Source organism: Burkholderia sp. PvR073 (assembly GCF_054055695.1).
Genome location: NZ_JBSRXO010000004.1, coordinates 1 through 17969, shown reverse-complemented (window position 1 = coordinate 17969; position 17969 = coordinate 1). Strand labels below are relative to the sequence as shown.

The 17969-nt window shown below is 68.8% G+C and carries 18 protein-coding genes and 1 pseudogene; 10 read left to right on the top strand and 9 right to left on the bottom strand.

Annotation, left to right across the window (positions count from 1 at the left end; genetic code table 11):
• Positions 1-350: 350 nt before the first annotated feature.
• The gene (gene pyk, locus ACVK00_RS14405; RefSeq protein WP_011657814.1) at positions 351-1787 is read right to left on the bottom strand and encodes a pyruvate kinase; all 1437 of its coding nucleotides are present in this window, start codon (positions 1785-1787) and stop codon (positions 351-353) included.
• Here pyk and ACVK00_RS14400 point away from each other — a divergent pair.
• Positions 1786-1914, top strand: coding sequence for a hypothetical protein (locus ACVK00_RS14400; RefSeq protein ID WP_256097633.1), 129 nt, complete (start codon positions 1786-1788; stop codon positions 1912-1914). The two genes, pyk and ACVK00_RS14400, sit on opposite strands and share 2 nt — an antisense overlap.
• A gap of 157 nt (positions 1915-2071) precedes the next feature.
• Here ACVK00_RS14400 and ACVK00_RS14395 read toward each other — a convergent pair whose 3' ends face one another.
• From ACVK00_RS14395 to ACVK00_RS14385, 3 genes are all read right to left on the bottom strand, one after another.
• On the bottom strand, positions 2072-3268 hold the full coding sequence (locus tag ACVK00_RS14395) for a phosphoglycerate kinase (protein WP_229050396.1): 1197 nt from the start codon (positions 3266-3268) through the stop codon (positions 2072-2074).
• Between the two features lie 280 nt (positions 3269-3548).
• Positions 3549-3872, bottom strand: a complete 324-nt coding sequence (locus tag ACVK00_RS14390) for an AzlD domain-containing protein (protein ID WP_284897684.1) — start codon at positions 3870-3872, stop codon at positions 3549-3551.
• The gene (locus ACVK00_RS14385) at positions 3869-4624 is read right to left on the bottom strand and encodes an AzlC family ABC transporter permease (RefSeq protein ID WP_175656354.1); all 756 of its coding nucleotides are present in this window, start codon (positions 4622-4624) and stop codon (positions 3869-3871) included. The genes ACVK00_RS14390 and ACVK00_RS14385 overlap by 4 nt, the downstream gene beginning before the upstream one ends.
• A gap of 208 nt (positions 4625-4832) precedes the next feature.
• On the opposite strand from ACVK00_RS14385, the gene ACVK00_RS14380 reads away from it, so the two are divergent.
• From ACVK00_RS14380 to ACVK00_RS14355, 6 genes are all read left to right on the top strand, one after another.
• Entirely contained in the window at positions 4833-5756 is a 924-nt protein-coding gene (locus tag ACVK00_RS14380) for a branched-chain amino acid transaminase (protein ID WP_284897686.1), read from the top strand.
• A gap of 50 nt (positions 5757-5806) precedes the next feature.
• Positions 5807-6001 (top strand): zinc-finger domain-containing protein, encoded by a 195-nt coding sequence (locus ACVK00_RS14375; RefSeq protein ID WP_006749970.1) that lies wholly within the window; start codon positions 5807-5809, stop codon positions 5999-6001.
• A gap of 136 nt (positions 6002-6137) precedes the next feature.
• The gene (gene waaF / locus ACVK00_RS14370) at positions 6138-7175 is read left to right on the top strand and encodes a lipopolysaccharide heptosyltransferase II (protein WP_105832452.1); all 1038 of its coding nucleotides are present in this window, start codon (positions 6138-6140) and stop codon (positions 7173-7175) included.
• A gap of 115 nt (positions 7176-7290) precedes the next feature.
• Positions 7291-7737 carry a nuclear transport factor 2 family protein gene (locus tag ACVK00_RS14365; RefSeq protein WP_228905548.1) on the top strand — a complete coding sequence of 149 codons (447 nt, stop codon included), beginning with the start codon at positions 7291-7293 and terminating at the stop codon, positions 7735-7737.
• A 33-nt stretch (positions 7738-7770) separates the two neighbouring features.
• On the top strand, positions 7771-8808 hold the full coding sequence (locus ACVK00_RS14360) for a hydrolase (protein ID WP_228905549.1): 1038 nt from the start codon (positions 7771-7773) through the stop codon (positions 8806-8808).
• Entirely contained in the window at positions 8801-9406 is a 606-nt protein-coding gene (locus ACVK00_RS14355; protein ID WP_228905551.1) for a DUF2946 family protein, read from the top strand. Before ACVK00_RS14360 ends, ACVK00_RS14355 begins: the two co-directional genes overlap by 8 nt.
• A 30-nt stretch (positions 9407-9436) precedes the next feature.
• Here ACVK00_RS14355 and ACVK00_RS14350 read toward each other — a convergent pair whose 3' ends face one another.
• Positions 9437-11131, bottom strand: a complete 1695-nt coding sequence (locus ACVK00_RS14350; RefSeq protein WP_284897762.1) for a M48 family metalloprotease — start codon at positions 11129-11131, stop codon at positions 9437-9439.
• Positions 11132-11371: 240 nt separating this feature from the next.
• On the opposite strand from ACVK00_RS14350, the gene moaC reads away from it, so the two are divergent.
• From moaC to ACVK00_RS14335, 3 genes and pseudogenes are all read left to right on the top strand, one after another.
• A complete protein-coding gene (gene moaC / locus ACVK00_RS14345) occupies positions 11372-11860 on the top strand; it encodes a cyclic pyranopterin monophosphate synthase MoaC (protein ID WP_044844513.1) in 489 nt (162 codons plus the stop codon).
• Between the two features lie 43 nt (positions 11861-11903).
• Positions 11904-12314 (top strand): annotated as a pseudogene (locus ACVK00_RS14340) (type VI secretion system Vgr family protein); the annotation flags it as partial.
• 36 nt (positions 12315-12350) lie between these two features.
• Complete coding sequence (locus tag ACVK00_RS14335; RefSeq protein ID WP_435521230.1) at positions 12351-13556, top strand: hypothetical protein; 1206 nt, start codon at positions 12351-12353, stop codon at positions 13554-13556.
• A gap of 75 nt (positions 13557-13631) precedes the next feature.
• Here ACVK00_RS14335 and ACVK00_RS14330 read toward each other — a convergent pair whose 3' ends face one another.
• The 4 genes from ACVK00_RS14330 to ACVK00_RS14315 all read right to left on the bottom strand — a co-directional run bounded on the left by ACVK00_RS14330 (position 13632) and on the right by ACVK00_RS14315 (position 17761).
• Positions 13632-13982 (bottom strand): TonB family protein, encoded by a 351-nt coding sequence (locus ACVK00_RS14330; protein WP_105787010.1) that lies wholly within the window; start codon positions 13980-13982, stop codon positions 13632-13634.
• Positions 13983-14421: 439 nt separating this feature from the next.
• Positions 14422-16200, bottom strand: coding sequence for a PglL family O-oligosaccharyltransferase (locus tag ACVK00_RS14325; protein WP_284897767.1), 1779 nt, complete (start codon positions 16198-16200; stop codon positions 14422-14424).
• Positions 16201-16362: 162 nt separating this feature from the next.
• Positions 16363-16959, bottom strand: a complete 597-nt coding sequence (locus tag ACVK00_RS14320; RefSeq protein ID WP_284897769.1) for a pilin — start codon at positions 16957-16959, stop codon at positions 16363-16365.
• 97 nt (positions 16960-17056) lie between these two features.
• The gene (locus ACVK00_RS14315) at positions 17057-17761 is read right to left on the bottom strand and encodes a TerC family protein (RefSeq protein WP_166723955.1); all 705 of its coding nucleotides are present in this window, start codon (positions 17759-17761) and stop codon (positions 17057-17059) included.
• Positions 17762-17969 lie beyond the last annotated feature (208 nt).

Genomic DNA, 17969 nt, shown 5'->3' with positions numbered 1-17969 from the left:
TTGGAATGAAAACCGGTGCGCCCTGACGCCGGCGCGGCGCTCGCTCCCCGTTCGAACCGGGGCGGCACGGCGCGGCTGAGCGTCGAATAGCGGCATTTTATCGCGAAGCGCCGCCGATTCCGACCGCCCGGTGGCGCGTACTCGCAATTTGTTACCTTCGCACGGCACAATGCGGGCAAAAAACAGAAAAAAAGCCGCGCGGGGTATCAGACCCCGCGCGGCTTTCGTCAATAAACGGTGCCCGATCAGCTCGGGCGGGCCGGCGCTCTCAAGAAAACGCCGGGCCGCCCCCAGGTTTTCCTGCCCCCTCGGGGGCTTGGCGCGAAGCGACAGGTTTGGGGGCGCTCAGCTCAGTAATGCTCGCCGACCCGCACGATCTTCAGCGTGTTGGTGCCGCCCGCCTGCCCCATCGGCTCGCCGACGGTCAGCACGACCATGTCGCCGTGCTGCACATAGCCCTGCTTGACGACGATCTCGAGCGCCGCCTGCAGCGCCGAGTCGCGGTCGCTGTTGAAGTCGACGTGCAGCGGCGTCACGTTGCGGTACAGCGCCATCGTGCGCTCGCTGCCGACGCGCGGCGTCAGCGCGAAGATCGGTACGTGCGTGTAGTGACGCGACATCCACAGCGCGGTCGCGCCCGATTCGGTCAGCGCGATGATCGCCTTGGCACCCAGGTGATAGGCGGTGAACAGCGCGCCCATCGCGATCGACTGGTCGATCCGCGTGAACGTGCGGTCGAGGAAATCCTTGTCCAGTTCGACGTGCTCGGACTTTTCCGCCTCGACGCACACGGCCGCCATCGTCTCGATCGTGACGACCGGGTACTTGCCGGCGGCCGTCTCGGCCGACAGCATCACCGCGTCGGTGCCGTCGAGCACCGCGTTCGCGACGTCCGACACTTCCGCGCGGGTCGGCACGGGCGCGAGGATCATCGACTCCATCATCTGCGTCGCGGTGATCACGAGCTTGTTCGACTCGCGCGCCATCCGGATCATCCGCTTCTGCAGCGCCGGCACGGCCGCGTTGCCGACTTCCACCGCGAGGTCGCCGCGCGCGACCATGATGCCGTCGGACGCGTCGAGGATGCTCTGCAGCGCCGGAATCGCCTCCGCGCGCTCGATCTTCGCGATCATCTTCGGCTTGATGCCGTAAGGCGCGCCCGCGATGTTCGCGAGCTGGCGCGCCATTTCCATGTCGGTCGCGTTCTTCGGGAACGACACCGCGACGAGATCCGCGCCGAGCGACATCGCCGTGCGGATGTCCTCCATGTCCTTCGCGGTCAGCGCGGGCGCCGACAGGCCGCCGCCCTGGCGGTTGATCCCCTTGTTGTTCGACAGCTCGCCGCCCACCTTGACGACCGTGTGGATCTCGTCGCCGAGCACGCGCTCGACGGTCAGCACGATCAGGCCATCGTTCAGCAGCAGCAGGTCGCCCGGCTTCAGGTCACGCGGCAGTTCCTTGTAGTCGAGGCCGACGCGCTCGTCGTTGCCGAGCTCGCAGCCCGCGTCGAGGATGAAGGCCTGGCCCGGCTCGAGCGTCGTCTTGCCGTTCTCGAACTTGCCGACGCGGATCTTCGGGCCCTGGAGGTCGGCCATGATCGCGATCTCGCGGCCCACCTTGCGGGCGGCCTCGCGCACCATCTCGGCGCGCTGGCGGTGATCGTCGGCCGTGCCGTGCGAAAAATTGAGCCGCACGACGTCGAGGCCCGCCTGCATCATCTGCAGCAGAATCTCCGGCGAACTGGAAGCCGGGCCGATCGTGGCGACTATCTTGGTGGCGCGCTGCATGAAACTCCTCATCTGGATCAAGGTGGATGCGCTGGGTGAAACGCTGCGAGAGCCGGAATCGGCAGGCCCAGCGGCCGCCGTTCCGGGGGGCGTGCCGGTGCTTGCGCCCGGCATCGCTTTGTTCTGAATCTCGTGGTGCTGCACGGCCGCGTCGCCGGCGGCCGCCGGTGCGCGCGGGGCTGAGTTCGCCCGCGCGGGCGCGCGTTTGCGCTTGCCCGCGCCGGCCGGCTGCTCCGCTGTCGCGGAGCGCGCGGCCCTGGTCACCCCTGCGCGCGCCGCCACGCTCAGGCCGCCCGCGTTTCGAGCACTTCCACCGCCGGCAGCTTCTTCCCCTCGAGGAACTCGAGGAAGGCGCCGCCGCCGGTCGAGATATAGCTGACCTGGTCGTGGATGCCGTACTTCGCGATGGCCGCGAGCGTGTCGCCGCCGCCCGCGATCGAGAACGCGGACGATTTGGCGATCGCTTCGGCGAGCGTCTTGGTGCCGTTGCCGAACTGGTCGAACTCGAACACGCCGACCGGACCGTTCCACACGATCGTGCCGGCCTTCTCGAGCTGGCTCGCGAGCGCCTTGGCCGTATCCGGGCCGATGTCGAGGATCATGTCGTCCGCTTCGATGTCGGCGACCTGCTTCACCGTGGCCACGGCCGTCGGCGAGAATTCCTTGGCCGTCACGACGTCGGACGGGATCGGCACCGACGCGCCGCGCTCGCGCGCTTCGTCGATGATCGCCTTCGCTTCGGCGACGAGATCGGCTTCCGCGAGCGACTTGCCGATCGACAGGCCGGCCGCGAGCATGAACGTGTTCGCGATGCCGCCGCCGACGATCAGCTGGTCGACCTTCCCGGCGAGCGACTTGAGAATGGTCAGCTTGGTCGACACCTTCGAACCGGCGACGATCGCCACCAGCGGGCGGGCCGGGTTGCCGAGCGCCTTGCCGAGCGCGTCGAGTTCGGCGGCCAGCAGCGGGCCCGCGCACGCGACCGGCGCGTACTTCGCGATCCCGTGGGTGGTCGCTTCTGCGCGATGCGCGGTGCCGAACGCGTCGTTCACGTACACGTCGCAGAGCTTCGCCATCTTCTGCGCGAGCTCGTCCGAATTCTTCTTCTCGCCCTTGTTCACGCGGCAGTTCTCGAGCAGCACGACCTGGCCCGGCGCGACGTTCACGCCGTTCTCGACCCAGTTCGGGACCAGCGGCACGTCGCGGCCGAGCAGTTCGGCGAGGCGCTTCGCGACCGGCGCGAGCGAGTCTTCGGGCTTGAATTCGCCTTCGGTCGGACGACCGAGGTGCGACGTGACCATCACGGCCGCGCCGGCGTCGAGCGCGGCCTGGATGGCCGGCACGGACGCGCGCACGCGCGTGTCTTCGGTGATGTTGCCGTGATCGTCCTGCGGGACGTTCAGGTCGGCGCGGATGAACACCCGCTTGCCGGCGAGCTGGCCGGCGGCGATCAGGTCGGTAAGACGCTTGACTTGGCTCATGTTGAACAGATTGAAGTAGTGGATGGGGAAAGGGGGTTCACGCTGGACGTGCGCGGGCAGCCGCGAAAGGGCGCCGGATGCGGCCGTGGCTGGCGGTTCGCATGACGCGCACGGGTAAAAAATCTCGAACGGGCATTCTAGCCGATCCATCCGGCAGACTGACCCGTGCGGCGGCGAATTCCGCCTATTTGGGATCGCACGCGGCCGCCGACACTTTGCCGCAATGCAGCAATGCGCAGGCGCAAGCGGCCGGGGCCCGGCTGGCCGGCGCGGCGATTCGTCAGAAGATCAGGCGCAGCGCGGTGAAGACCAGCATTCCGATGACGATCGTGCCGAGCATGCTGCGCCGCCACAAAAACCAGCCGAGGCCGGCGAGCGCCGCGTAGAACGGATGGTTGGACAGCGCGAACGACAGCCCGGCCGGCGTTTCGAGCACGTCGGGCAGCACGACCGCGACGAGCGCGGCGGCCGGCGCGTAGCGCAGCGCGCGCTGCGCACGCTCGGGCAGCACGGTGCGTTCGCCGCCGAGCAGGAACAGCGCGCGCGTGACGGCCGTGACGATCGTCATCCCGACGATCACGATCCAGATTTCCGTCGCGCTCATTCGATTTCCTTCTCGTGCACGGTTTCGGTGCGGATGCGGCGCCAGTCGGCGCGTTCGACGAAGAAATCGGCCGTGCAGCCGGCCGCGAGCGCGGCCAGCACCGCGATCGGCAGCGCGAGCCGGTACGGCAGGTCGAACGCGATCAGCGACACGATGCCCGCGACCGCGACGGCGGCGAGCGTCGAGCGGTTCGCGACCGCCGACACCATGATCGGGATCAGCGCGAGCGTGCCGGCCAGCTCCAGCCCCCAGCTCGCGGGAAAGACGCTCGCGAGCAGGATGCCGGCGAGCGACGACACCTGCCACGACAGCCAGCTCGCGAGCGCCATCCCCCAGAAGTAGGCTTCCTTGCCCGGCACCTGGCCGTACGCGAAGCCCTGTTTCTGGAACAGCAGGTAGATCACGTCGCCGTTGAAATAGCCGATCGCGAGGCGCCGCCACAGCGGCAGGTAGGAAAAATGGGGAGCAAGCCCGGCGCTGAAGATCACGAAGCGCAGGTTGACCATCGCGGCCGTGAGCAGGATCGTCCAGATCGGCAGCTTCGCGACGAGGAGCGGCAGCACCGCGAGCTGCGACGAGCCCGCGTAGACCAGGATCGACATCGCGCTCGCCTGCCCGAGCGTCATCACCGACTTGCTCATCGCGACGCCCGTGACGAGCCCCCACGAGAGGATTGCCATCAGTGTCGGGGAATAGTCGCGCGCGCCCTGGATCAGCGCGAAGCGGTCGGTGGCGGACAATCGAGCGAGCATCGGAAAGCGGGCCGCGGCGGGCGGTTCGTGCGGGCTCCGGCGTCTCCTGCCGGCACGGCCCGTCGTTATTGGAATCGGTACCGGACGATTATAGCCTCGGCCCTGCGCCGACCGACCGGCTCGACACCAAATGACGCTAAAATAAGCGTCTTTCCGGCTCAATGCTGCACACAAGCCGCTGTACCCAATTGCTTCACAGGAGAACCCCATGTCAATGGCCGACCGCGACGGCAAGATCTGGATGGACGGCAAGCTGATCGACTGGCGCGACGCCAAGATCCACGTCCTGACGCATACGCTGCACTACGGCATGGGCGTCTTCGAGGGCGTGCGCGCGTACCGGACGGCCGACGGCAGCACCGCGATCTTCCGCCTGCACGAGCACACCAAACGTCTGCTGAATTCGGCGAAGATCTTCCAGATGGACGTGCCGTTCGACCGGGAAACCCTCGAAGCCGCGCAGCTCGAAGTCGTGCGCGAGAACAAGCTCGAGTCGGGCTACCTGCGCCCGATCATCTGGGTCGGCTCGGAAAAGCTCGGCGTGTCCGCGAAGGGCAACACGATCCACGTCGCGATCGCCGCGTGGCCGTGGGGCGCGTACCTCGGCGAGGAAGGTCTCGCGAAGGGCATCCGCGTGAAGACGTCGTCGTTCACGCGCCACCACGTGAACGTGTCGATGGTGCGCGCGAAGGCGTCGGGCTGGTACGTGAACTCGATCCTCGCGAACCAGGAAGCGACCGCCGACGGCTACGACGAAGCGCTGCTGCTCGACGTCGACGGCTACGTGTCGGAAGGCTCCGGCGAGAACTTCTTCCTGGTGAACAACGGCAAGCTGTACACGCCCGACCTGTCGTCGTGCCTCGACGGCATCACGCGCGACACGATCATCACGCTCGCGCGGGACGCAGGCATCCAGGTGATCGAGAAGCGCATCACGCGCGACGAGGTCTACACGGCCGACGAAGCGTTCTTCACGGGCACGGCCGCCGAAGTCACGCCGATCCGCGAACTCGACAACCGCACGATCGGCAGCGGCGCGCGCGGCCCCGTGACGGAAAAGCTCCAGTCGGCGTTTTTCGATATCGTGTCGGGCAAGAACGCGAAGTACGCGCACTGGCTGACGAAGGTCTGAGCGCGCCGCGCCACCGACCGCCCCATCAAAGAGTGATAAGAGAAAGTCTCATGAGTGAAATCAAGGAAATGCCGCTGGTCGAACTGACGGCCAAGGATCTCCCCGCCTACTGCCCGAACCCGGCCATGGCGCGCTGGAGCGCGCACCCGCGCGTGTTCATCGACGTCTCGCACGGCGAGGCGCGCTGCCCGTACTGCGGCACGCGCTACAAGCTGCGCGACGGCGAGGTGGTCAAGGGCCATTGAGCCCGGCCGGGCCCGCGGGCCTGCCGCACACAAGGCGGCGCAGCCGGAACGCCGGCGCGCCGCCCTTTTCCTGTTCTGACAACCCGAACGCGGTGCATGCGCGCCGTGCTTCATTACGACATCGGAAGTCGACCTGATGCGTCGAGCGCTGGTTATCGCACCGAATTGGATCGGTGACGCATTGATGGCGCAGCCGCTTTTTGCGCTGCTGAAAAAAATCCATCCCCGCATCGCGATCGATGCCGTCGCGCCCACCTGGGTCGCGCCCGTGCTCGAGCGGATGCCCGAGATCCACGATGTCTACGCGACCGACCTCGCGCACGGCAAGCTGCAGCTGCTGCGCCGCTGGCAGCTCGCGAGCGACCTGCGCGACGTCGGCTACGACGCGGCGTACGTGCTGCCGAATTCGCTGAAGTCCGCGGTGATCCCGTGGCTCGCGAACATTCCGCTGCGGATTGGCTACACGGGCGAGCACCGCTACGGCCTGCTCAACGTGCGGCACGCGAACCCCGACAAATCGGCCGAGCGTCCGCCGATGACGACCCACTACGCGGCGCTCGCGTATGCGCCGGGCGCGAAGCTGCCCGAGTCGATGAAGACGCTGCCCCCGCCGCGCCTCGACGCCGACCTGAACGAGACGGCGCGCGTCTCCGCGCGTTTCAATCTCGATACGCGCAAGCCGCTCGTCGTGTTCTGCCCCGGCGCGGAATACGGCCCGGCCAAGCGCTGGCCGCCCGAGCACTTCGCGACGCTCGCGACGATCGTCCACCAGTCGTTCCCGTACACGCAGATCATCGCGCTCGGCTCGCAGAAGGACGCCGCCGCCGCGCAGGCGATCGCCGACCACGCGCCGAACGTGCGCAACCTGTGCGGGCAGACGTCGCTGTCCGAGGCGTGCGCGCTGATCGCGCGCGCGAACGCGGTCGTGACCAACGATTCCGGGCTGATGCACGTCGCCGCCGCGCTGCGACGGCCGCTCGTCGCGTTGTACGGATCGACTGATCCGCGCCACACCCCTCCGCTGTCCGACCTGGCGAAGGTACAATGGCTTCATCTCGAATGCAGTCCCTGCTTCGAACGCGAGTGCCCGCTCGGCCATCTGAAATGCCTGCGCGAACTCGGTCCCGAGCAGGTATTCGGCGATTTGCGCGGCATGCTCGTCGGGCAGCGCTGACCCTGACCGGCAGCGTCGCACGACGTGCCGGGCAATCCGATTCACCGGTGTACGGCGGCCCCACCCGGGCCGCCGTGCTGAATACGGCGCGCGACGCGCGCGAGAGATAACCCCGATGCCACGTTTTGCCCGCCTCTTCGAAGCCGCTGCCGATACGCTGAACGCCTACTACCAGGCCGTCGCCGATGCCAATCTCGACGCGCTGCTGGGGTTGTGGATCGACGAGGACTTCGCCAGCTGCGTCTGGGCCGACGGCGAGCATCTGCACGGCCTCGACCAGATCCGCAGCGGGCTGGCCAACCGGCTCGTGACGCGCCCGGTGACGATCGAACCGCTCGACATCCGCGTATACGACAGTCTCGGCACCGTCGTCTATACGATCGCCGAAGCCCATCAGCAGGCCGACCTGACGGCCGAACCCGACATGGTTTTCGCGACGTACGTGATGATCCACGAACGCGGCGAGTGGCGCATCGCGCATATTCACGCGAGCCCGATTCCTGAACAAGCGGCCGGACAATTCGCCGCGAAGATCCGTCACGGGCAGGGTCCGCTGCACTGACGAACAACGAAGCAACGCATTAGCGGGGCGATCATGAGTACGGCTTCTCCGCCCACCTCGCCGCTGACCGGGGCCCCGGCCCCCGACGACGATTCACTGCGCTATCGCGCACCGCGCTGGCTGCCGAACAGCCATGTGCAAACCATCGTGCCCGCGCTGTTCGCACGGCGTCCGGCTGTCGCCTACCGACGAGAGCGATGGGAAACCCCCGACCACGACTTCATCGATCTCGACTGGGTCGCGCACCTCGACAGTGCCGCGCCGCCACCCGACGCGCCGCTGTTCGTGCTGTTCCACGGCCTCGAAGGCAGTTCCGGCTCGCACTACGCGCTGGCGATGATGGCCGCCGCGCGCGCGAAGGGCTGGCATGCGGTCGTCCCGCACTTTCGCAGTTGCAGCGGCGAGTTGAACCGCCAGCCGCGCTTCTACCATCTCGCCGACAGCGCCGAAGTCGACTGGATCCTGCAGCGGCTCGCCACGCAGCATCGCGGGCCGATCGTCGCGGCCGGCGTGTCGCTCGGCGGCAACGTGCTGCTGCGCTGGCTCGGCGAGCACCGCAGCGACACGTCGATCGTGCACGCGGCCGCCGCGATCTCGACGCCGATCGACGTGCATGCGGGCGGCCGCGCGCTGTCGCAGGGCTTCGCGATGGTCTATACGCGCAGCTTCCTGAAGACGCTGAAGCGCAAGGCGCTCGCGAAGCTCGACCAGTATCCGGGCCTGTTCGACCGCGACGCGATGCTGCGAGCCGTGACGATGCGCGACTTCGACGAGGTCGTGACCGCGCCGCTGCACGGCTTCGCCGACGCCGACGACTACTGGACCCAGGCCACCACGCGCCCGCTGTTGCCCGCAATCGACGTGCCCACGCTGATCCTCAACGCCCGCAACGATCCGTTCCTGCCCGAATCCGCGCTGCCGAGCGCCGCCGACGTGTCGCCGGCCGTCGAGCTCGACCAGCCCGCGGACGGCGGCCATGCGGGATTCATGACCGGACCGTTCCCCGGCCGCCTCGACTGGCTGTCGGCGCGGGTGTTCGGCTATTGCTCGAAATTCGTCGACCATGGATGACATCGTCAGGCAGGCCCTCGCCAAGTGGCCGAACGTGCCGCATTGCACCGGCTGGCTGCTGCTCGACCGGCGCGGCGAGTGGCGGCTGCGCGACGACGCCGCGCAGGCCGCCGGCGAGCTCGGCTCGCCGATCCGGCATGCGGCGCTCAACGCGTTCATCGGACGCAACTACGAATGCGACGCGCACGGCCAGTGGTTCTTCCAGAACGGGCCGCAGCGCGTGTACGTCGAGCTCGCCTACACGCCGTGGGTCGTGCGCCTGGCCGAACGCGACGGGCAGCTCACGCTGGCCGACCAGACCGGTGCGCCGTTCGAACCCGACGCCGCATGGCTTGACGATGCGGGCGGTGTGCTGTTCCGCGCGGCGGGCACGCCGCCGCGCATCGCGGCGCTGCACGACCACGACCTCGGCCTGTTCGCCGATCATGCCGACTTCGACGCGACGCCGCCCGTGCTGCGCTGGCGTGACGGGCGCACGCTGGCGCTCGGCAACCTGGCGGGTGCCGATGTGCCGGCAACGTTCGGCTTCGTCGCGAGTCCCGCGCAGCGCGCGCGGCGCGACACGCCGGACGGTGGCAACGGCAGCGCCGCAAGCTGAAGCGCCCCCGCCCTGCCCGCCTGGCGGCCGCTATCCGCGGCCGTTCTTCTCGTCCTCGCGCTCTTCCTTGTAGCGCGCCTCGAATTCCAGCAGCCGCGCGCCGATGATCGACTGGTCGTAGAACGACACGTCCTTCGCGTCGCGCGCCTCCTTCAGCTGGCGAATCGCCGACGGCCACGCGCCGTCGAGCGCCAGCTTCTCCGCGAGTGCACGGCGCCGCGCGAGCACGTCGCCCTTGCCGTCGCTCGCCTTCGCGAGGTAGTCCCACCAGTCCGGCTGCTCGGGGTCCGCTTTCGCCTGCTTGCGGGCGAGCAACTGCGCTTCGTCGAAGCGGCGCGCGGCGATCAGCGCCTGCAGGTGCGCGACGATCGCCGCGTGCGACGCCGGCCAGCGCCGCTGCGCGAGCGCCGCGAGCCGCACCGCGTCGTCGGTCCGGCCCGCGCGGCGGGCGAGGTCGGCGGAGAGCACGTCGAGGCTCGGCGAACTCGTCTCCGGATCGTCCGCGCGCCGCTCGCGCGCGTCGAATGCGGCGCGGGCCGACGCGAGCGCCTTGTCGGCCGCGTCGTACTGGCCGAGCAGCGTGTTCGCGAGCGCGATCCCGTACTCGTTCGCCGCGACGTTCGGCGCCGTGCGATCGTCGATCTCGAGCTGCATCCGGCGCGCCTCGGCCGCGATGTCATTCGGCACACGGTTCTGCAGAATGCGCAGCCGCGCGCGCACGAAGCCGTATTCGGCCGACTGGCGCGGCTGCCGGTACGGCGCGCGGCGCGCGCGATCCTCCATGTCGGCGATCCGTTCACCCGTCAGCGGGTGCGTGCGCGCATAGGCCGGCACGCCCGCGTCGCCCATCGACGCGCGTTCGAGCCGTTCGAAGAAGCCCGGCATCCCGTACGGGTCGTAGCCGGCGCCCGCGAGCAGCTGGAAACCGACGCGATCGGCCTCGCGCTCGGCCGAGCGCGAGAAGCGCAGCTGGTTGTCGACCGCATACGCCTGCCCGCCCATCGCGATCGCGCTGCCGAGATCGCCGCTGCGCGCGAGCACGCCCGCCAGCACGCCGAGCAGCATCGTCGCGAGCGCGGTGTAGCCGGTCTTCTCGTTCGCGCCGATCATCCGCGCGATGTGCCGCTGCAGCACGTGGCCCATCTCGTGGCCGACCACCGATGCGAGTTCGGATTCCGTTTGCGTCGTGACGACCAGGCCGCTGTTGATCCCGATGAAACCGCCCGGCATCGAGAATGCGTTGATCTGCGGATCGCGCACCGGGAACAGCTCGAAGTCCGGCGTGTAGCCGCCGATGTAGCGCGCCGCGGCCGCGGCCGCGAGCCGCTTTGCGATCGCATTCAGGTAGTCGCGCGCGAGCCAGTCGTCGAGGTAGTCCGGGTCGCGCCGCACCTCGCGCATCACGCGCTCGCCGAGACGGCGCTCGGCCTGCGGCGTGAGCGAACCGCCGGAGCCGTCGCCGAGGTCGGGTAGTTCCAGCGCGCGCAGCGGTGCGCGCAGGCTCGCGACGGGCGCGGACGCGCCGTCGGCGCCGGAGAACCGGCTTTCCGCGCCGCCGTAGGTGCCGAATACACCGGTCGCGATGCCGGACGGCACCGTGGAAATCGACGGCGAAGCGCCGGCCGCCGGCTCGAGCGGCAGCGCGGACGGACGCTGTGCGTAGCCGCTCGGCGGCAGCACGAGCGCCGCCGACAGCAACACGGCAAGCAACTGTTTGACACGCATGGCAGGATGAAGACGACGCGTCCCGCGCGCCGGGCGCGCATCGCGGCGTTTGGTCTGAAGATCCCGGTCATTGTACCGGCGGGATCGCGACTGTTCGCTGCGGCGGATGCGCCGTCTGCACGCCCGGCGTCGCGCAGGCCGCTGCTATGATAGGCGCCCGTTGAAACGTTGCAGGTGTTCGCGGCACGGTGCCCGATGCGGTGGATCGAGCGGCCGCAACACAAGAGATCGGAGCAGGACATGTCAGGACTTACCCATTTCGACGCCGCCGGCCACGCGCACATGGTCGACGTCGGCGGCAAGCAGGAAACGCAACGCATCGCGATCGCGCGCGGCACGATCCGGATGCTGCCGGCGACGTTCGCGCTGATCCGCGACGGCAAGGCGAAGAAAGGCGACGTGCTCGGCGTCGCGCGCATCGCCGCGATCCAGGGTGCCAAGCGCACCGCCGACCTCATTCCGCTGTGTCACCCGCTCGCGCTGACGCGCGTGGCCGTCGACTTCGAACTCGACGACGCGCTGCCCGGCGTGCACTGCGTCGCGCAAGTCGAGACGTTCGGGCGCACCGGTGTCGAGATGGAAGCGCTGACCGCCGTGCAGGTCGGGCTGCTGACCGTGTACGACATGTGCAAGGCGGTCGATCGCGGGATGGTGATCACCGAGGTGAGCGTCAGGGAGAAGCGGGGTGGGAAGTCGGGGGACTGGAAGGCGGAGGATGTCGCCGGCTGACCGGTCGGAAACCCTGTCGGCGGGCAAATCCAGGATACCGGCCCGTGCCACCGTGTCGGATTCGGGCAATGGTTACGGCGCCGTTCACCTGCACCGCAGCAGCGAGGAGGTGCTGGTCGATTTCCTCGGCGGCGACTGCGATCGCCCGATCATCGTCGGCAAGGTCTACAACGGCGCGACAAGTCCGCAATGGCACAGCAACGGCATCCTGTCCGGATACCGGTCGAAAGAGTATGCGGGCGCCGGCTACAACCAGCTCATGCTCGACGACGCGACATCGCAGAACCGGGTGCACCTGTACAGCAGCCCGACCAATGCGCACCTGCATCTCGGTTACCTGATCGACCACACGGGCAACAACCGCGGCAGCTATCTCGGCAGCGGCTTCGACCTACGCTCGGACGCATACGACGCCGGGCGTCGATTCCGCTTCGGTCTCCGACCGACTGCTCCCCGTGATGAACGAAGAAAAGAACGAAAAAAGGTTTCGATGAAAAACTTGCTGAACCGCGTAACACTCGCACTCGCCATCGCCTGCACTTCACCGGCCACCGCCTCCGCCGCCAGCCCCTGCCCCGCCGCCGACACCGCCGCACGCGCGACGCTCGACGCGCAGCACCGCGTACAGCAAGTCCGGAATCCGCAAGGCGACGGCGGCGGCACCGTCGACGTCTCGCCGCCTTTGCGCGACGCGCTTCGCGCATACAAGCAGGCGCTCGTCGGCGCGATCGACGCGCGGCTTGCGTGCAGCGACGAACACGTCGAACCGGCTGCGCTGAAACGCACGCTTGCGGCCGCGCTCGGCGTACCCGCCCAATCCGCCCAGCCGAAAAACGGCGAATCGGCATTCGGCCGCAACCCGGACGTCGACGTCGAGCGCGACGGCACGTCCCGCTCGCTGCTCTTCGTGCGCGCCGGCTTCGACATCGCATGCGGCGACGACAACCTGCTCACGGCCTACGCATGGGAAAACGGTGGCTGGCGGCGCGTGCTGCGCTGGCAGGCCGACGACTACAAGGACATCGGCGGCGCCTACGGCGGCGGCTTCTGGTTCGGCGCATTGCCCGGCGGCCAGGTGGCGGTCGTCCACGGCACGCCGTGGTGCTCGTCGCGCTGGAGCCGGTTCGGCGCGGACGTGGTCGCGCCGGCAAACGGCGCGGCCGCGCAACGCACGCTGTTCCATACGGATCACGGCTACGTGCTCGACGACGACGCGATCCGCTTCAAGGTGCGCCCCGACGGCTTCGAGCTGCGCACGACGGTCGGCTCGCGCGACAGCGATGTGATGACACGGCCGGGCATCTTCCGCTATCGCGTCGACAGCGACACCGTGCAACGCGTGCAGCCGGTCGCGGTTAACGGCCGCGATTTCGTCGATGAATGGCTGGGCGTGGACGATGCGCTCGCACGCGCATGGAGCGAACCTGCGGCCGCTGCGGCGGCGCTGCAAGCCCGGCAGGCGTTCATTGCAGAAAGCAAGGCGCCCGATACCGGGTTCGCCTATGGACCGGTACGCGGCTGCTCGGACAGCAAGGATCGCTTCCAGGTCGAACTGGATCTGACGGGCAAGGACGGAAACACGGTTGCGCGACGCTACGCGCTGATCCGCCAGGAGCGCAACGGGTTCACGATGCTCGGGCTGCGCAAGGCAGCCGAGCCGGCGTGCCACGGCGCGAACCTGATGCCGCAGCACTGAACATCGGCGCCTCGGCGGCGCCGGACAGGAAACGACAGCAAGCGGCAGGCGAGACGCGGCGTAACCGACCGCCCATCATTGCGCGCGTCGCGGCTCGAACACGAACGGTTGCGTGAGCAGGAACGGATTCGCGGTGGCGCCGGTCTGCGCACAGGTCGCGTGCGTCATCGCGTCGACGGCCGCGCGGTCCGCCGCCGCATTGCGGCTGCTCGTCGTCACGGTGACGTTCTGCGCTTCGCCCGAGGTCGTCATCAGCGCGCGCACGAGCACGGTGACCGGACGCGTGAGCGGCTTCGCGCTATCCGGATAGACGGCGCGCGGAATGTGGCAGGTCAGCTTGCTTTCCTGCGACGACGACAGCATCGCGCAGCCGGAAAACAGCACGGCGACGGCAGGCAGGATCAGGAGGGTCGAGCGAAGGGCCATGGTCGAATATCGTTCTTCAGTACTGTTCCGGACGAACGCCGCGCCGGCGGACATCGCCCGGCCGCATCGCGCGCATCGCCCTGCGCCGCGGCCATCGGACCGGCGCGCCGTTACGGCCGCACGACCGATGGCTGCCCGGTCGCGATCCTGCTTGGCGGGTTCCCGGAGATCCGGGGGCGGCGTTCGCGGCAGCGGCCCGCATCGGGCGGCCGCGCACGCGAACGCTTTCGCGCATTGTGCACGCGCCGCCTTGCGCGTGGCCGCGATTTGACAATGGTTGACGCGAATCGCACCGGATTCGGCAGGCATCCATTCCCTGCGGGAAGCAATCGCCGCACCGTCCCGGCCCGCCACCGCCCACCCGCCTCATCGCAATGCGGCCAGCGCCGGGAGTCCCCGCCCGGCGCCGCGCGGTGTCAGCGCGGTGTTCAGCGTGGTGTCACTCGGAATCGTCGTCGGAGTCGTCATCGTCCGCATCAGCCGGCACTTCGCCGTACTTCGCGACGACGGCCGCCTTGAACGCCTTCAGCGCCGGTTGCTGGTCGCACAGCTTGTACAGCAACGCCAACTGCTGCGGCCAGTCCTTCAACTCCTTCGCAAACACATGCAGGCGCTCGACCGTATCGAGCGCATCGGCTTCCCGACCGGCCAGCGCCTGCAGCGCCGCATAGCGACGCAGCACCGTCTCGCCCGGCAGCAGCGCGATCGCGCGCTCGTGCGCGACGAGCTTGAGCGGCAGGCTCTCCGGCGAAATCGTCAGCAGCGTGGCCACCCCGTAATCGCCCCACGCGCCGAACAGCAGCGACGGCGCATCGCGATACTGCGCGGCCGGATCGTTGCCGTAATACAGCACTTCCGCGCGCTGGTAGTCGCGCAGCACGGGCACCGCCGCCAGCACGCCGCCGACCGACAGCACCGCGAACAGCCCGAACGCCGCGCGGCCCGGCAGGAGGCGCAGCGGCTTCACGTCGAGCAGGCCGATCACGAACATCGCCGGCAGCAGGAAGAACATGTACTGCTGCGGATATTCGACGAGCGCATGCATCAGCAGGATGCCGATCAGCGCGAGGCCGAACACGCGCGTGCTCGACTGCGGCGCGCGCACCGCGCGCACGAACCACGTCACGAGCGCAACGACGAGCACGCCGAGACCCAGCAGACCGGACTTCGCGAGCAGGTCGATGAAAATGTCGTGCGAGTTGTTCGCGATCTCGACACCGCCGAGCGTGCGCACGAGGGCGAACTGGTGCGACGGGAATTCGCCCCAGCCGACGCCGAGCAACGGATGCTCGCGGAACATCGCAAGCCCGTACTTCCACAGCGCGAGCCGCGGCGCGATCTGCCCTGCGTCGCGCATCCGTTCGGCGGCCGACTCGGCAAGCCCCAGGTGGAAGTGCAGGTTGGCCCAGCGCACCGCGACGTTCACCGCGACGAAGGCCACCGCGAGCGCGGCCGGTATCAGCCATGCGCGGCGGGTGCCCGGCGTGCGGCGCGACTCGAGCCATGCCATCCAGAAGCCCGCGACGACCATCACCGCGACCTGCAGCCACGGGCCGCGCGACACCGTCAGCGCGAGACCGATCGACAGCACGATCGACAGCGCGAACCATGCCCATACCGCGAGCCGGCGCGTCTGCACCAGATACAGCGCGCCCGCCAGCGCAAAAGCGATGTAGGTCGCCAGGTGGTTCGCCTGCGCCATGTTGCCGTACGGACGGCGATCGACCGCGATGTTGTATATGACGACGAACGGCGACACCGCGGATTCGAGATGGAACAACTGCACGACCTGGCTCGCGACCGCAAACACGCCGCCAACGAGCAGCGCGCCGGCCATCATTCGCGCGGTGGCTTCGGCGAGCCCCTCGCGCGCGAGCGTGTAGCCGGCCTGCATCGCGACCAGCGCGGCGGCCAGATAGCCGAGCGCCAGCCAGTTCATCGACGGCACTTTCAGCGGCATCAGCGCGACCTGCGCGAGCAGCACCGCCGCGAACCCGAGCGGCGCGACGAACGCGGCCGGCGCGGCGAACGGCTCGGCCGGGCGGCCCGTGCGCGCGAGCAGGACGACGGAGAGCCCCACCAGCAGATACAGCACCAGCGCGGCAAACTCGGAATAGAAGGTTGGGATCGGATACGTGTGATTCGTGATCGAGTACGGCACGATCAGGGCGACAGCCAGCGCAACGAGCGGCAACGAACGGGAAAAAGTAGAAGGCATGAGCGAACCGGATGTCAGCAACCGGCGCACTATACAAAACTTTCCCCCCTCTGTGCGGCCCCGGCACGCCGTCACCCGATACGGGCGGACCGGCTCGGCCGGCCGGCACGGCATGCGCCGCGCCGTGCGCGCGGCCGCGCACCGGCCCGCGGGCCGCCTGCACTATGCGCGGCATTCCGCCGGCGCGTATTTCGCGGGCAACGTCGCCGCCTCCGCCGGCAACGGGCCCGCGCCCGGCGCCGGCAGCGATGACGCGGCCTTGCCCCCGGCAAAGCACTCCCAGGCGATTGCGCCGGCCTGCATCGCGCCCTTTTTCAGCGGCACCCGTGCGGTGGGGGTGTCGGCCTTGTCCGGCGCGGACGGCACCAGGACGAGTGTATTCGCGCCGGCCGCGGCGACGCGGGTGGTGAACGCCACCGTGATCTGGCCCGTATCGGCGTCGATCCGAACGGATTCGACGTTCCGGGTGGCGACCGGCGGGCTGTAGCCGCCATCGAGGCCCGCGCCACTCGCGGCATTGTCGGCGACCGCGAGCCGCGCGGACGACGCGAGCGCGAGCCCCTCGCCGACGCGCGACCGCGCGAGGTAATCCTGGTACGCGGGAATCGCATAGGCGGCGATCACGCCGACGATCGCGAGCACGATCATCAGCTCGATCAGCGTGAAGCCGGCCGGCCGCCAACGCGGCACCGGCCGGCGCGCGCGCCGCAGATCGGCGGCGATGCGACGGAACAGGGAAACGGAAAAGGCTTCGAACATGACTGGCTCCGGAAACGAAAAACGCCTGCCGAATCAGGCAGGCGTTTCGATCGTAGCCAGCGGGCCGCGGCCCCGGCAGTCGGCCGGACGGCCAACGTTATTGCGGGTGCGGAACGCCGCGGCGGCGCCGGAGCGCGTATCCGGCGCCAACGACGAACAGTGCGCCGGCGATGCTCGCGCCGTAGATCGCGGCCTGCGTATCGAGCACCGGCCAACGATCGCCGACCGGGTCGTGCACCATCAGCCCGCCGGCGATCCAGCCGAGCAGCCCCGCGCCCAACGCGACGACGATCGGGAACCGGTCGAGCAGCTTCAGCACCAGCGTGCTGCCCCACACGATGATCGGCACGCTGACGACGAGCCCGAAGATCACGAGCGCCAGCCGGTGCGACGGATCGGCCTGCTCGGCCGCGCCGGCGATCGCGATCACGTTGTCGAGGCTCATCACGGCGTCGGCGATCACGATCGTCTTCACCGCGTCCCACAGCCGGTCGGCCGGCTTCACGTTGTCGTGCGCGTCGGCGTCCGGCGCCATCAGCTTGATGCCGATCCACAGCAGCAGCAGGCCACCGCCGAACTTCAGGAACGGCACGTCGAGCAGCGCGACCGCGAATGCGATCAGCACGACCCGCAGCAGGATCGCGCCGGCCGTGCCCCACACGACGCCGCGCAGCCGCTGGTTGGCCGGCAGGTTGCGGCATGCGAGCGCGATCACGACCGCGTTGTCACCGCCGAGCAGGATGTCGATGATGACGATCTGGAACACGGCGCCCCAGTGCAGCGACGTCAGGAATTCAAGCATGAGTGGATATAGGTGCGGGGCGACGACCCTTTGACAGGCGGCCCGGTTCATTGCCGGTACATGCGTCGCGCATGCCCGGGGCTTACAAATTCATTGCGCGAGCATAACAAAAAACGCCGGCGGAGCCGGCGTTTTTTGCAGGACGAACCCAGGTGGAAATATTACAGCGCCTTCTTCAGCAGACGGCCCATTTCCGACGGGTTGCGCG

Coding starts and splice junctions, on each gene's coding strand:
- ACVK00_RS14350 (WP_284897762.1), bottom strand. CDS start 11,131: ATGCGTGTCAAACAGTTGCTTGCCGTGTTGCTGTCGGCGGCGCTCGTG.
- ACVK00_RS14395 (WP_229050396.1), bottom strand. CDS start 3,268: ATGAGCCAAGTCAAGCGTCTTACCGACCTGATCGCCGCCGGCCAGCTC.
- ACVK00_RS14365 (WP_228905548.1), top strand. CDS start 7,291: ATGCCACGTTTTGCCCGCCTCTTCGAAGCCGCTGCCGATACGCTGAAC.
- pyk (WP_011657814.1), bottom strand. CDS start 1,787: ATGCAGCGCGCCACCAAGATAGTCGCCACGATCGGCCCGGCTTCCAGT.
- ACVK00_RS14355 (WP_228905551.1), top strand. CDS start 8,801: ATGGATGACATCGTCAGGCAGGCCCTCGCCAAGTGGCCGAACGTGCCG.
- waaF (WP_105832452.1), top strand. CDS start 6,138: ATGCGTCGAGCGCTGGTTATCGCACCGAATTGGATCGGTGACGCATTG.
- ACVK00_RS14400 (WP_256097633.1), top strand. CDS start 1,786: ATGAAACTCCTCATCTGGATCAAGGTGGATGCGCTGGGTGAAACGCTG.
- ACVK00_RS14375 (WP_006749970.1), top strand. CDS start 5,807: ATGAGTGAAATCAAGGAAATGCCGCTGGTCGAACTGACGGCCAAGGAT.
- ACVK00_RS14325 (WP_284897767.1), bottom strand. CDS start 16,200: ATGCCTTCTACTTTTTCCCGTTCGTTGCCGCTCGTTGCGCTGGCTGTC.
- ACVK00_RS14360 (WP_228905549.1), top strand. CDS start 7,771: ATGAGTACGGCTTCTCCGCCCACCTCGCCGCTGACCGGGGCCCCGGCC.
- ACVK00_RS14385 (WP_175656354.1), bottom strand. CDS start 4,624: ATGCTCGCTCGATTGTCCGCCACCGACCGCTTCGCGCTGATCCAGGGC.
- ACVK00_RS14320 (WP_284897769.1), bottom strand. CDS start 16,959: ATGTTCGAAGCCTTTTCCGTTTCCCTGTTCCGTCGCATCGCCGCCGAT.
- moaC (WP_044844513.1), top strand. CDS start 11,372: ATGTCAGGACTTACCCATTTCGACGCCGCCGGCCACGCGCACATGGTC.
- ACVK00_RS14390 (WP_284897684.1), bottom strand. CDS start 3,872: ATGAGCGCGACGGAAATCTGGATCGTGATCGTCGGGATGACGATCGTC.
- ACVK00_RS14335 (WP_435521230.1), top strand. CDS start 12,351: ATGAAAAACTTGCTGAACCGCGTAACACTCGCACTCGCCATCGCCTGC.
- ACVK00_RS14315 (WP_166723955.1), bottom strand. CDS start 17,761: ATGCTTGAATTCCTGACGTCGCTGCACTGGGGCGCCGTGTTCCAGATC.
- ACVK00_RS14380 (WP_284897686.1), top strand. CDS start 4,833: ATGTCAATGGCCGACCGCGACGGCAAGATCTGGATGGACGGCAAGCTG.
- ACVK00_RS14330 (WP_105787010.1), bottom strand. CDS start 13,982: ATGGCCCTTCGCTCGACCCTCCTGATCCTGCCTGCCGTCGCCGTGCTG.